Source organism: Blastococcus deserti, from assembly GCF_042682525.1.
In the GTDB taxonomy this organism is placed as follows: Bacteria; Actinomycetota; Actinomycetes; order Mycobacteriales; family Geodermatophilaceae; genus Blastococcus_B; species Blastococcus_B deserti.
Map to the genome: position 1 here is coordinate 236,942 of NZ_JBHUHP010000009.1, position 12,724 is coordinate 249,665.

At 74.4% G+C, this 12,724-nt stretch carries 11 protein-coding genes; 5 read left to right on the forward strand and 6 right to left on the reverse strand.

The features are described from left to right. Window positions 1–59: 59 nt before the first annotated feature. On the reverse strand, window positions 60–1,052 hold the full coding sequence (locus ACFSHS_RS09145; RefSeq protein ID WP_376874308.1) for a Gfo/Idh/MocA family protein: 993 nt from the start codon (window positions 1,050–1,052) through the stop codon (window positions 60–62). Between the two features lie 37 nt (window positions 1,053–1,089). Here ACFSHS_RS09145 and ACFSHS_RS09150 point away from each other — a divergent pair, with 37 nt between their 5' ends. Continuing rightward, on the forward strand, window positions 1,090–1,362 hold the full coding sequence (locus ACFSHS_RS09150) for a DUF4031 domain-containing protein (RefSeq protein WP_376874310.1): 273 nt from the start codon (window positions 1,090–1,092) through the stop codon (window positions 1,360–1,362). Here ACFSHS_RS09150 and ACFSHS_RS09155 read toward each other — a convergent pair. Together ACFSHS_RS09155 and ACFSHS_RS09160 are read right to left on the reverse strand one after the other, a co-directional pair. Beyond that, on the reverse strand, window positions 1,337–1,981 hold the full coding sequence (locus ACFSHS_RS09155; RefSeq protein ID WP_376874312.1) for an HD domain-containing protein: 645 nt from the start codon (window positions 1,979–1,981) through the stop codon (window positions 1,337–1,339). The two genes, ACFSHS_RS09150 and ACFSHS_RS09155, sit on opposite strands and share 26 nt — an antisense overlap. Continuing rightward, window positions 1,978–3,249, reverse strand: coding sequence for an ArgE/DapE family deacylase (locus ACFSHS_RS09160; protein WP_376874314.1), 1,272 nt, complete (start codon window positions 3,247–3,249; stop codon window positions 1,978–1,980). Before ACFSHS_RS09160 ends, ACFSHS_RS09155 begins: the two co-directional genes overlap by 4 nt. Before the next feature lie 75 nt (window positions 3,250–3,324). Between ACFSHS_RS09160 and ACFSHS_RS09165 the strand changes: the two genes are divergently transcribed. Both ACFSHS_RS09165 and ACFSHS_RS09170 read left to right on the forward strand, forming a co-directional pair. Then, complete coding sequence (locus ACFSHS_RS09165; RefSeq protein WP_376874316.1) at window positions 3,325–4,083, forward strand: LURP-one-related/scramblase family protein; 759 nt, start codon at window positions 3,325–3,327, stop codon at window positions 4,081–4,083. A 281-nt stretch (window positions 4,084–4,364) separates the two neighbouring features. Continuing rightward, complete coding sequence (locus ACFSHS_RS09170) at window positions 4,365–5,669, forward strand: MFS transporter (RefSeq protein WP_376874318.1); 1,305 nt, start codon at window positions 4,365–4,367, stop codon at window positions 5,667–5,669. 60 nt (window positions 5,670–5,729) lie between these two features. Here ACFSHS_RS09170 and ACFSHS_RS09175 read toward each other — a convergent pair whose 3' ends face one another. Then, a complete protein-coding gene (locus ACFSHS_RS09175; RefSeq protein WP_376874320.1) occupies window positions 5,730–5,981 on the reverse strand; it encodes a DUF6458 family protein in 252 nt (83 codons plus the stop codon). Between the two features lie 248 nt (window positions 5,982–6,229). Here ACFSHS_RS09175 and ACFSHS_RS09180 point away from each other — a divergent pair, with 248 nt between their 5' ends. Both ACFSHS_RS09180 and ACFSHS_RS09185 read left to right on the forward strand, forming a co-directional pair. Beyond that, the gene (locus ACFSHS_RS09180) at window positions 6,230–6,361 is read left to right on the forward strand and encodes a hypothetical protein (RefSeq protein ID WP_376874322.1); all 132 of its coding nucleotides are present in this window, start codon (window positions 6,230–6,232) and stop codon (window positions 6,359–6,361) included. Window positions 6,362–6,423: 62 nt separating this feature from the next. Then, complete coding sequence (locus tag ACFSHS_RS09185) at window positions 6,424–9,417, forward strand: helix-turn-helix transcriptional regulator (RefSeq protein ID WP_376874324.1); 2,994 nt, start codon at window positions 6,424–6,426, stop codon at window positions 9,415–9,417. 16 nt (window positions 9,418–9,433) lie between these two features. Here ACFSHS_RS09185 and ACFSHS_RS09190 read toward each other — a convergent pair whose 3' ends face one another. Together ACFSHS_RS09190 and ACFSHS_RS09195 are read right to left on the reverse strand one after the other, a co-directional pair. Next, entirely contained in the window at window positions 9,434–11,221 is a 1,788-nt protein-coding gene (locus ACFSHS_RS09190; RefSeq protein ID WP_376874326.1) for a DEAD/DEAH box helicase, read from the reverse strand. A 167-nt stretch (window positions 11,222–11,388) separates the two neighbouring features. After that, the gene (locus ACFSHS_RS09195) at window positions 11,389–12,633 is read right to left on the reverse strand and encodes a hypothetical protein (protein WP_376874328.1); all 1,245 of its coding nucleotides are present in this window, start codon (window positions 12,631–12,633) and stop codon (window positions 11,389–11,391) included. Window positions 12,634–12,724: the final 91 nt, after the last annotated feature.

A 12,724-nucleotide genomic window follows, 5' to 3' on the forward strand; every position in this document is an offset into this window, starting at 1 on the left:
GGCCGGCGGCCGGAGGGGTGCGCGCGCACCTCACCCCCTGGGGTGGGACGAAGCCGCGCTCAGCCGATGGCGGCGTCCTCCGCGTGCCGGACACCGAGCTGCTCGGCGGCTTCCCCGAGCACGGTCTGGACCGCCAGCGTGTCCGCCAGCGGCATGACGGCGCTCTCGGACCGCCCGGCCCGCAGGCACTCGGTGACCTCGATCAGCTCGTGGGCGTACCCGGCGCCCAGCGGCTTCCGGGTGATCGTCACCGGCTCCGCCCCGGCCCGGTGCAGCACGATCGTGTCCGGGTGGTGGAAGCGGGGGAGGACGTCGATCCAGCCCGTCGTCCCGAACACCCGCGCCTGCCCGGGCAGGGCGTTGCGCAGGGACGTCATGAGGGTGGCGGTGCGGCCGTCGCCGTGGTCGAGGAGCAGGGCCGCGTCCGCGTCGGCACCGGAGGGGAACAGCGAGCCGGCGGCGACCACGCGCTCGGGGGTGCCCAGCAGCATCTGGGCGAACGAGACGACGTAGACGCCCAGGTCGAGCAGTGCGCCGCCACCGAGGGCGAGGTCGAACAGCCGGTCGACGGGGTCGTAGTCGCGGGCCACGCCCAGATCGGCCTGCACCGAGCGCACCTCGCCGATCGCGCCCTCGGCGATCAGGTCGCGGACGGCGACGACCGCCGGCTGGAACCGGGTCCACATCGCCTCCATGACGAAGACACCGGTCTGCCGGGCCAGGTCGATCACCTCCGCGGCGCCCGCCGTGGTGGCCGTGAACGACTTCTCGACGAGCAGCGCCTTGCCGGCGCGCAGGGCAGCGAGGGCGACGGCGTGGTGCTGGGAGTGCGGCGTCGCGACGTAGAGGACGTCCACGTCCGGGTCGGTGAGGATCTCCGCGTAGGAGCCGTGCGCCCGCTCGAGGCCATGGCGGTCGGCGAAGGCCCGGGCCCGGTCCAGGGACCGGGAGGCGACGGCGACCGCCCGTGCGCCCTCGACGACGGCGAAGTCCTCGACCACTTTCTCCGCGATGCGCCCCGGCCCGACGACTCCCCAGCGGATCTCCTGCACGCGCGGAACGTTAGCCGGGCCGGGCAGACTGCGTGCCGTGGCCGTGCTGATCGACAGCCCCGTGTGGCCGTGGCGGGGGCGGCGGTGGTCGCACCTGGTCAGCGACGTGTCCTACGAGGAACTCCACGCCTTCGTCGAGACCGAGCTCGGCATCCCGCGGCGGGCCTTCCAGGGCGACCACTACGACGTCCCCGAGGATCTCTACGACGTGGCGGTCGCCGCGGGCGCCCAGCCGGTCGGCGCGCGGGAGCTCCTCGCCCGGCTGATGGCGGCCGGGCTGCGGCTCAGGAAGTCCCGCCGCGGCGCCTGAGCAGGATCAGCTCCGCGGTGAGGTTGGCCCGGGCCGGCTCCGTCCACGGACGGGCCGCCTCCGTCCGGTACAGCGCGGGAAGGGCGAGCAGGTGCTCCAGGACGGCGATGCGGCCGCGGGTGAACTCGTCGTCGCCGAGGTGGCCGTACTCCAGCCGCACGGCCGAGGCGTAGGTCGCGTACGACTCCGGCGGCGCCGCCAGGACGGCGAGGTCGGCGTCGCAGAGCACCGCCCCGTTGCGGTCGCCGGGGTCCGGGTCGTGCCCGGCGGTGAGCAGGACCAGCCGCTCCACCTCGGCCAGGCGTTCCTCGGGTACCAGGCCGCGCAGTCCGGCGCGGGCGCGCTCGGCGCTGACCTGCTCGTTGTCGCTGCGCCGCGGGTCGTAGACGACGTCGTGGTACCAGGCGGCCAGCCGGACGGCGGCGGGGTCGTCGGCCGCGTCCGCCAGTTCCCCGACCAGCCCGAGGACGGCGGCCAGGTGGGCCAGGTCGTGGTAGTGGCGGTGCGGCTGGCTCCAGGCGGCCACCACCGCGGCCCACTCCGTCCGCGAGGTGGGGGTGTCCCCGGCCAGCGGCGCCCACGCCCCGAAGCCGACCAGCGCGCCCGCCGCGGCGGTCATCGCACGGCGCAGGCGCGCACCGTGAGGAGGACGAAGGCGCGCGCCGCCGTCACCACTTCGGCCACGGGGACCTTCTCCAGCGGGCCGTGCGCGAGGTTCAGGTCACCGGGCCCGTAGTGCAGCGTGGGGACGCCGGCCGCGGCGTACTGGCGCAGGTCGCTGCCCGCGGCGAGCGCCCGCTCGGGGGCCGTGCCGCCCCCGGCGTCGGCGACCGCCGTACGGACGGCCGGCAGCAGCGGATGCCCGGGCGGCAGCTGCCCGCTCGCGAACGCGCCACCGGTCCAGGTGACGCGCACCGGGTGGTCGGCCAGCCAGGAGTGGCCCGCGCAGATCGCCGCCACCCGCTCCTCGAACACCGTCCGGGCGGTCTCGACCGGCTCGCCGAGGCGGACGCCGTAGCGGCCCTCGGCGACGAGCCGGTCGGGCACCGAGCTGGCCCAGTCGCCGGCCCGCACGCGGCCGATGGAGATGCCGTAGGGGAAGCGGGCCTCGCCGAACCGCGGATCGGCGTCGCGCTGCCGCTCGGCCTCGAGCTCCTGCAGGCCGGTGTGGACGACGGCGAACAGCTCGACCGCGCTCACGCCGCGGTCGCGCATGGCCGCGTGCGCGGCGTGGCCCTCGATCTCCAGGCGGAAGGTGAGCGCACCGGCGTTGGCGGTGACCACGGCGCCCGCCGTCGGCTCGGGGATGACGCAGAGGTCGCCCAGGTGGCCGCGCCGGAGGGTCGCCCACGCGCCCAGGCCGCCGTCCTCCTCGCCGACGACGCCGTGCAGCGCGACCGGGCGCACCAGCCGCACCCCGGCCCGGCGCACCGCGGCGAGAGCGGCGAGGGCCGCCACGACCCCTCCCTTCATGTCACAGGCCCCGCGGCCGTGCAGGTCGCCGTCGACGACGCGGGGCACGAAGGGATCGCCGTCCCAGAGGGACGGGTCACCGGGCGGCACGACGTCGGTGTGCCCGGAGAGGACCAGCGCGGGCCGTCCGTTCTCGGCGGCCGGCACCGTGCCCACGACGCCCCACGCCTCGGTCCGCTCGACCTCCTGGCCCGGGGCGTCCGCGGCCGTGGCGGCCCCGGCGAGGTCGATCTGCCAGACGTCGACGTCGCAGCCGAGCTCGTCCAGCCACCCCGCCAGCTGGTGCTGCACCTCGCTCTCGGCCGCCGTGCCCCCGACGGAGGGAACGGCCACCATCCGGGTCAGCCGGTCCACCACCCACGCTTCGTCGACGGCGTCGACGGCCCGCGCCTCCACGTCGGTCAGCTCGGCCATGGGCGGAGTCTGGCACGCGCGACCCGGTGTCCGGCCGGCCACCGGCCCTCCGCCCGGGGCGCTAGCTTCGGCGCCGTGACCCAGCCCCCACCGCCGCCCGGCTGGTACCCCGACCCGGCCGGCGGTGGCGGGCGGCGCTGGTGGGACGGCCAGGGCTGGACCGACCACCTGCAGCCGGCGCCGTCCCCACCCGTCTCGCCGGCCGGCCCACCGGAGGCTCCCGGGTACCGCGGCGGCCCGTCGCTGTACGAGCAGCCGGTGCTGCTGGTGAACCAGCGGACCAAGCTCGTGGAGCTGACCAACGAGTACGCCGTCCTGGACGGTCAGGGGCAGCAGATCGGCGCCGTCGTCCAGGTCGGGCAGAGCCCGCTGAAGAAGGCCGTCCGCCTGGTCTCGAACCTCGACCAGTTCCTGACCCACCACCTGGAGGTGCGCGACGCCCGGGGACCGGTCCTCGTCCTGACCCGGCCGGCCAAGCTCATGAGGTCCCGCGTCGTGGTCCAGCGACCCGATGGCGCCCCGGTGGGTGAGATCGTGCAGGCCAACGTGTTCGGCAGGATCCGCTTCGACCTCGTCGCGGACGCGCAGCGGGTCGGCGCCATCCAGGCGGAGAACTGGCGGGCCTGGGACTTCGCGATCACAGACGCGGCCGGTGTCGAAGTCGCCCGGATCACGAAGAAGTGGGAGGGCCTGGCGCGGACGCTGTTCACCACCGCCGACCGCTACGTGGTCCGGGTGCACTACCGGCTGCCCGACCCGCTGGCCAGCCTTGTCCTCGCCTCCGCGCTCACCGTGGACACCGCGCTCAAGCAGGACGACCGGGGGTTCAACTGAAGTTCGGCTCGACGCGCGTGTCGAGCGGGGGACGCGGGTAGCCTCGAACCGTCCGGGCCGGGTGCATCGTGCCCCCGGGTGCCATTTGGTTACGCCTTCACGGACTACCGCCCCGACCTCGGTCGGGGGCTGGAGCCGTGTTGTGCATCTCGCCGCGAGGCGGCCGTCATCCGGTCCGGACCCGATGCCTCTGCTGACGTGCCCCCCTGTCGACGTGCCGCCCCGCGGGAGCGCGCCTAGCGTGTTCGACGTCACAGTCGGGTTGACGTCGGGGAGCTGTCATGGCGAGAGCGGTCCAGCAGAGCACCGGGACGGCGGCCGAGGTACCGCACAAGCTGCCGGTCAGGACCCTCGTCTCGGCGAGCATCGGCAACGCCGTCGAGTGGTTCGACTGGACGGTGTACGCGACGTTCGTCGTCTTCTTCGCCGGGCAGTTCTTCCCGGCGGAGAACGAGGCGCTGGCGCTCATCGGCGCCACCTCGACGTATGCGCTGGCGTTCTTCTTCCGCCCGCTGGGCGGGCTGCTGCTCGGCCGCTTCGCCGACCTGCGCGGCCGCAAGGCGGGGATGCTGCTCACCATCCTGCTGATGGCCGGCGGGTCGATGGTGATCGCGCTGCTGCCCACCTACGAGCAGGTGGGGTGGCTGGCCCCGATCGGGCTGCTGCTCGCCCGCATCGCGCAGGGCATGTCCCTGGGCGGCGAGGTCTCGAACGCCTCGGCGTACCTCGGCGAGATCGCCCCACCGGCGCACCGCGGCCGGTACTCGTCGTTCTTCTACATCTCCACCGGGTCCGCGCTGCTGGCCGCGTCGCTCCTCGGCGTCCTCCTGACCAGTGTCCTGAACGACGAGCAGCTGGAGAGCTACGGCTGGCGGATCGCGTTCTTCATCGGCGGCCTGCTCGGGCTGATCGGCATGTGGCTGCGTCGCTCGCTGGTGGAGACCGAGCAGTTCGAGGAGAACGCGGAGAAGGCGCGGGCCACCAAGAACCCGCTGCTGCAGACCATCAAGCACCACCCGAAGGCCGTGGTGCAGCTGTGCGCGTTCACCCTGCTGTCGACGCTGTCGTACTACACGTTCTTCAGCGCCCTGACGCCGTTCGCGATCACCTTCCGCGACGCCGACAAGACCGACGTCTTCATCGCGCTGTCGATCGGCACGGCGCTGTTCGTGGCGCTCTGCTACCCGTTCGGCAACCTGTCGGACCGCATCGGCCGCAAGCCCCAGTTGCTCATCTGGTCCGGCGCGATGGCGGTGCTCATCGTGCCGCTGTCGTTCCTCGTGCAGGACAACCTGTTCTCGCTGATCGTCGTCTTCTGCGTCGGCCTCGGCCTCTACGCGCTGATGGCCTCGATCGCGCCGGCCATCATGAGCGAGCTGTTCCCGACCGAGCTGCGGGCGACGGGCATCGGCGCCTGGTACAACCTCACGGTCGCCACCTTCGGCGGGACGGCGCCGCTGGTCATCACCGCGCTCTCCGATGCCGGCCATCCGCTGTGGTTCTTCTGGTACGTCGCGATCGCCGCCGCGGTGGCGTTCGCCGTCATCCTGACGTTGCGCGAGACCAAGGGGACCGAGCTGCGCTGACCCGTCCGTACGAGAGCCCCCGTCCGGCCGGACGGGGGCTCTCGCACGCAGCGCGCCCGGTCAGTAGGTCTCGTCCGTGGTCGTCCGCCGGACCGGTCCACCCCCGACGGGGGCGTCGTGGCCCTCGGTGTGCGTGACCCGGCGGCGCGAGCGGGGCCCCCACACGGCGACCTCCAGCACGATCCCCAGGGCGCCGACGATCATCAGGATCCAGCCGACGACCTGCAGGTCCACGCCGCTCAGGTCGACGCGCAGGGCGAACGTCAGGATCGCGCCCAGCGCGAGCAGGACGATGGCAGTTCCGAGCCGCATTGCGCACTCCCTTCCTCACGGCTCCGGGCACCCGGGTGCGGCGGAGCCGGCGGCGGTCGCCGCGGGCTGAGCGGTGCCCGGGCGCCCCGGGGCCAACCGCCCCAGGAGCCCGTGTCCTCCGAACGGGTGCGTCTGAGGGGGCCTTAGCGCCCGGCCGGTACCCGGAACGGCGTGGTCGCCCGATGCCGGGCCCGGCCCCTCAGCACGAACGTTGCCGTCGTCCACCAGGGATGACGGAAGGAACGACCGTGACGCTGCACTACAGCAACCCGGCACTCGACGCGGAGCTCGCCTACCGGCGGGAGCTGCTGATGGCGGCCGGCCGGGGAACCCGCACCCGGCGGGGCGCCTGGTTCCGCAACCGCCGGCGCGCCCGCTGACCGCCGCCCTCCGGGTGCCGACCGGCTCGGTGCTGTCGGGGGCCCGTGCCACGATCGACGCCGTGCCACGCTGGGACGACGCGCCGATGGTGGGCCGGGCCGCCGAGCTCGCCCGCCTGATGGCGGCCGTCGACCGGGCCGCGGCCGGCCGCTCGTCCGCGGTCCTCCTGGCCGGCGATGCCGGCGTGGGCAAGACCCGTCTCCTGGACGAACTCATCGCCTCCGCGACCGCTCGCGGCGTCCGGGTGCTGACCGGACACTGCGTGGACCTCGGCGAGGTCGGGCTGCCCTACCTGCCCTTCCTCGACCTGCTGCGTCCGGTGGCCGCCGAGCCGGAGCTGGCGCCGTCCTCGGCCGGCAACCCTGCCCTGGCGGCGCTCCTGGCCGGCCGCCCCCCGTCCGTGCCACCCGTGGCCATGGCCGCCGAGAACGCCGACCTGAGCCGCCCGCTGCCGCACCGCGCCTCACCGCAGCCGGTGGACGACGGCCGCCTCCAGCTGTTCGAGTCGGTCGCCGGGCTGATCTGCGAACTGGCGAGGCGGGGGCCGCTCCTGATCGTGCTGGAGGACGTGCACTGGGCCGACCGGTCCAGCCGCGACCTGCTGCGCTACCTGCTGGCCCGCCTGGTCGACGAGCCGGTGGCGGTGGTCGTCTCCTATCGCGCCGACGACCTGCACCGCCGCCATCCGCTGCGGCCGCTGCTGGCCGAGCTGGTCCGGCTGCCGGCGGTGGAACGACTGGAGCTGGCCCCGTTGCCCGACGCCGCGGTGGCCGAGCTCGTCCGGGTGCTCGCCGCGTCCGCCGGCGGCCTGCCGGAGTCGCGGGTGGAGGACGTGGTGGCCCGGGCCGAGGGCAATGCCTTCTACGCCGAGGAGCTCGTGGCCGCCGGCCTGCACGGCGAGGCGCTGCCCCTGGCGCTGACCGACGTCCTGCTGGCGCGGGTCGAACAGCGAACGCCCGCCGCCCAGCAGGTGCTCCGCATCGCCGCCGTCGCCGGCCGCCGGGTACGGCACGAGCTGCTGGCGGCCGTCGGGGAGACGGCCCCCGGGGAGCTCGAGGAGGCGCTGGCCGAGGCGGTGCACCACCACCTGCTCGTGGTCTCCGACGACGGGCGTTACCGGTTCCGGCACGCGCTGCTGCGGGAGGCGGTGCTGGCCGATCTGCTGCCGGGGGAGAGGGTGCGGCTGCACGCGGCCATCGCCGGCTACCTCGCGGCGCATCCCGGTGCCGGCACCGCGGCCGAAAGGGCTCACCACGCCCGGGAGAGCAACGACCTGCCGGGTGCCTTCAGCGCGTCGCTCGAGGCGGCGGAGGCAGCGCGCCGGGTCGGCGCTCCTTCCGAGCAGCAGCAGCACCTGGAGGCGGCGCTGGCCCTGTGGGCGGTGGTGCCCGACGCGGCCGAGCGCGCCGGACGGGACCAGGTCGCTCTGATGACGGAGACCGCGGCGGCCTCCCGGGCGGCGGGGGAGCTGCACCGAGCCGTCGCCCTGCTGCGCTCGGCACTGCAGGTCCTCGGGCCCGACGGGAACCCGGTCGCGCGGGCGCGGGTGCACTACACGCTGGCGCAGGCCATGGTGCGGGTCGAGGACGTGTCCGGCGGCTATCGCGAGAGCGCCGCGGCCATGGCTCTGGTCCCGGCGCAGCCGCCGTCGGAGGCGCGGACGTGGGCCGCGGCGACGCACGCGCGGATGAGCTACGCGGTCGGCGCGATGGAGGAAGCGGAGGCCGCGGCCGAGGAGGCGCTCGCCGCCGCCGACGCGCTGGGCCTCGACGGCGCCTGGTCCGACATCGCCGTCACGCAGGTCCGCGCCCGGCCGGGAGCGGATCCGGCGGAGGTGCGGGCCCGGCTCGACGAGGCGCTCGGGCGAGCGCGCCGATCCGGCGACGTCGACGTCGAGATGCGCGTGCTGTTCAACCTCGCGACGACCGCATTCGAGGCCGGCCGGATCGACGAGGCGTTGGACTGGACCCGGCGGGGGACCGAGCGCGCCCGCGATCTCGGCATCGAGTGGTCGTACTACCCGGCCGAGCTGCGTCACCTGCAGGTCACCGCGCTCTACATGGCCGGCGACTGGGACGAGAGCCTGGCCGAGGCCGACCTGTTGGCCCGCATCCCGGAGATGGCCGCGCACGTGCGGGCGGCCGGTCTGCTGGTCCTGGTCGGCCGGGGCGACCCGGCCGCGCGGGAGCGGATCGACTGGGCCCGTGGGCTGATCCCGAGGCTGAGCGCGCACATCCTCCTGGATCTCGTCACGGCCGGCTCGGAGATCGACCTGGCCGCCTGGCAGGGGGACGCGGGTACCGCCGTGGCGGTGGCGCTGGCGACCTGTCGGCGGTTGCAGCAGGTGTGGCCAGACGACCACCTGGGGGTGCTGCGGCTGGTGGGCACGGCGCTGGCCGCTGTGGCCGACGCCGCGGCGGACGCGCGGCGGGACGGCGACACCCCGGCGGTGGACCGCTGGACCGGGGCGGGCCGCGAGCTGGCGGGCGCCGCCCGCTCGGCGGTCGAGATCTACCGGCGGTCGTGGGGCGACACGATGGGCGTGGAGGCGACCGCCTGGGAGGCGCGCGTCGAGGCGGAGGCGGCGCGGCTGGAGGGCACGGTCGCGCTGGGGCTGTGGCGGGCGGCCGTCGATGCGTTCGGGTTCGGTCACGTCTACGAGCAGGCCCGCTCCCGGTGGCGGCTCGCCGAGGCGCTGCTCGCGGCCGGCGACCGGGTGGCCGCTGCCGTGGAGGGGAGGGCGGCGCACGAGGTGGCGGTGCGGCTGGGCGCGGTGCCGCTGCGGACCGCCGTCGAGGGGCTGGCCCGGCGGGGGCGGCTGGATCTCCCCGGTGTGCGGGTGGTCGAGCTGTCCGCCGTCCTCACGCCCCGCGAGGCGGAGGTGCTGCGCCTGCTGGCCCTCGGGCGGACCAACCGGCAGATCGGCGCCGAGCTCTACATCAGCGAGAAGACCGCGAGCGTGCACGTGAGCAACATCCTCGCCAAGTTCGGCGCCGGCGGCCGCACGGAGGCCGTCGCCATCGCCGCCCAGCGCGGTCTCCTGCCGACCTCCTGAGGGACCGTCGAGCCGCTCACAGCATGGTGCGGAGGCGTTCCCGTCGGGCGCGGAGGACGTCGACCGAGGCGGAGGCCGACGGCGGGCCGGGGACGTGCTGGCGCAGCTGGGTGTGCACCACCGCCTGCGGCGTCGACGTCCGCGCCGACACGCGGTTGACCAGGCGGTTGATCTCGCGGCGCAGCTCCGCGGCGTCGCGCCACGAGCGGCCGGCGTCGTCCTCGTCCGGGTGGTCCTCGACGAGCATGAAGTCGTCGGCGTCCACCCGGTGGCTCTGCGCGATCCGTTGCCGCAGCTCGTCGTCCCGCTTGGCCAGCAGCTCGGCCGTCTGGGCCGGCGTGAGCAGACCGGGGATGCCCAGGAACTCCTCGTCCTCCGGCTGGACCGCGACCGGCCCCGAGCCCTCGCCGGTGTGCGCGGTGCCGCTGTGCAGCACGTGGGCGAAGCGGGCGTCGGCCTCCAGCGCCTCCCACTGCTTGAGGCCGTCGGGGTCCTTCTCCTTCGGTGGCAGCGGTTCGAGGTCGAGCTCGTCGCCCTTCTCCGTCTTCGGCGGAGGCATGACGTGGTTGCGCTGCTCCTCCATGGACGCGGCCAGCGACAGCAACGGGCGCACCGCGGGCAGGAAGACCGTCGCCGACTCGTGCGGCGCCCGCGCACGGACCACGCGGCCGACCGCCTGGGCGAAGAACAACGGCGTGCGGTAGGAGGTCATCCAGGCCAGGACGGCGGCCCGCGGGACGTCGACCCCCTCGGAGATCATCCGCACGCAGACGGCGATCCGCGCCGACCCGGTGGTGAAGCGCTCGATCTTCTTCGAGGCCTTCGGGTCGTCGGACAGGATCAGCTCGGCGGCCTTGCCGGTCACCCGGCGGACGATCTTGGCGTAGGCGCGCGCGTCGTCCTGGTCGCTGGCGAGGATGAGCCCGGCGGCGTCGGGCATGCCGCCCTCCTCGCGCAGGTGGGTGATCCGGTCGTCCATGGCCGCGATGACGTGCGGCACCCACTGACCCTTGGGGTCCAGCGCCGTCCGCCAGGCCTGCATCTCCACCGAGCGGGTGCCGGCCTCCGACAGCGACGCGGCGACGACCTCGCCCGCGGAGTTCCGCCAGCGCGAGGTGCCGGTGTAGGCGGCGAAGACGACCGGGCGGACGACGCTGTCGGCCAGGGCCTCCTTGTAGCCGTAGGTGTAGTCGGCGCGGCTGACCAGCCCGACGCCGCCCTCGCCGTCGTCGCCCTCGAAGGTGTCCTCCTCGTAGCGGACGAACGGGATGCGCTCATCGGGCTTGGTGCGGAACGGCGTCCCGGTCAGGCAGAGCCGGCGCGCGGCGAAGCCGTAGGCCTCCTCGACCGCCTCGCCCCAGGACAGGCCGTCTCCGGCGTGGTGCACCTCGTCGAGGATCACCAGCGTCTTGACCGCCGTCGCCCGGGCGGCGTGCAGCATCGGCTTGCCCGCGACCTGCGCGTAGGTGGTCACGTAGCCCTGGGTGCCGGCGCGCACCGGACCCACGGCGTTGGTCAGGCCGGGGTCCAGGACGATGCCCATGGCATCGGCCGCGTCGGCCCACTGCAGGCGCAGGTGGTCGGTGGGGCACACGACGATCACGCGGGCGACTTCACGGCGGGCGAGCAGCCGGGAGGCGAGCGTCAGGGCGAACGTGGTCTTGCCCGCGCCCGGGGTCGCAGTGACCAGGAAGTCCTTGGGGGACTGCTCCTCGTACTGCGCGAGAGCGGCCTGCTGCCACGCCCGGAGCGGTCGGCTGGTCGTCTGCGGGCTCGTGGCCTCCGCTCGCAATGCACTCCCCATGTCGGGACCATCTTCACTGCCGGAGGGGCAACACGCCCAACCGGATGCCTCCCGCGTGGCCCGCCGGGGACGACGTATAGGAGTGCCGGACGGACTGCTGACCTGCGGGAACTCGGCGTCAAGTGGCCGATCGTGTGGGGATCGTCATGACGTGGGGGACCGGCACGTCACTCCCGTCGGCCACGGCTTTCCCAGGAGTCCCCGGAGGCGATGGGCGCGGGGGGATGGAACGCCTCGGCACAGCCGGACGCCTGGCCCGTCCGCGCACGGGCGAGGCGCCTGATCGGTCCCTCGGTGCGTAGTCGGGCCAGCACGAGAGGCGAGCCCAGGTCCGGGGAGAAGACCGCTCGGGCGCCGTCGGAGGCGCACCAGGCGTCCGATGCGGTGGCGTCGTCCGGCGGCTCCGGCCAGTCGGCCTTCCCCACGGAGCACCACACCGCGGCGTCCGCCGTGGTGAGCACGACGCGGTCCTCGTCGTACGACACCCGGACTCGGACGGGTGCCCAGACCCGGGTGGCGAGCACCCGGCGCATCCGTGCACGCGCGGCCATCAGCGAGACGCCGAGGAACGCGCCCGCGACGGCGACCACCAGAACGGGCCCGAGCAGCCAGTGGGTCCATGCCGGGGCGTACTGGGAGTCGTCGATGGTGAACCGATCAAGGTGATCCGGGTCGTACACCACGAAGACTTCCTGGCCAGCGACGTAGTCGTCGGCGTCGGCACCCAGCCAGACGTAGTGGGTGCGCGTCTCCCCGTCCGCGGTGAACCGCACCGAGGCGCCGCCCGGGATCGGAGGGGCGTCGTAGTCCACCGACGCCAGGGTCCCGACGGTGGTGGTGGCTGTGTCGCGCAGGCTCGTGTCGGAGTCGCTCTGGACCACCATGATCAGGACGGCCGCGCTCCACCCCGCGACACCCAGCGCCAGAAAGCGCCGGGCACGCCGGGTCGCCCGCCGCAGAGCGGCGGCGGTTCGCGCCGTGGAGAGCGCCGGGCCGTAGCCGTTCCTCGCTGCCGGCGGTGTCATCAGGTCAGGCGTCGGCTCCTCGTGACGCCGCCGAGCGAGGTGGAGGAGCCACCCTCCGCCGAGGGCGAAGGGTGGCAGACCGAAGACCAGTCCCATACCGACGTACGTCTCGGTCAGGGTGGGCTCACCGGCGTCAGGCCAGCCGCTCACCCGCACCTCGAAGCGGCTGCCGGGCGGCTCGTTGTAGCAGTCGGACTCGCCGTCGTGCCGTTGCCCGGCGGGGTCCTCCCAGACGACGTCGCAGAAGCCCTCGACCGAGCCGCCGGTCACCGTGACCGTCGTCCAGTAGCCCGTGAGGAACAAGCAGCCGACGAACAGCATCCACAGGCCGCCGAGCGTCAGGAAGCCGATCGCCCACCACGGACGACGAGCGGAGCGGGACTGCACGCAGGGGTCATCGGCCGCGTGCCGCGGAGCTGGAGCCCAGCGGTGACCTTCTTCAGCGAGCCCGGCGTGTGCGCTGACGCCCGCTTCCTGG

Excerpts from the sequence above, each read along its gene's own strand:
- ACFSHS_RS09175 (WP_376874320.1), bottom strand. The coding sequence starts at position 5,981 with ATGCGGCTCGGAACTGCCATCGTCCTGCTCGCGCTGGGCGCGATCCTG.
- ACFSHS_RS09160 (WP_376874314.1), bottom strand. The coding sequence starts at position 3,249 with ATGGCCGAGCTGACCGACGTGGAGGCGCGGGCCGTCGACGCCGTCGAC.
- ACFSHS_RS09190 (WP_376874326.1), bottom strand. The coding sequence starts at position 11,221 with ATGGGGAGTGCATTGCGAGCGGAGGCCACGAGCCCGCAGACGACCAGC.
- ACFSHS_RS09155 (WP_376874312.1), bottom strand. The coding sequence starts at position 1,981 with ATGACCGCCGCGGCGGGCGCGCTGGTCGGCTTCGGGGCGTGGGCGCCG.
- ACFSHS_RS09170 (WP_376874318.1), top strand. The coding sequence starts at position 4,365 with ATGGCGAGAGCGGTCCAGCAGAGCACCGGGACGGCGGCCGAGGTACCG.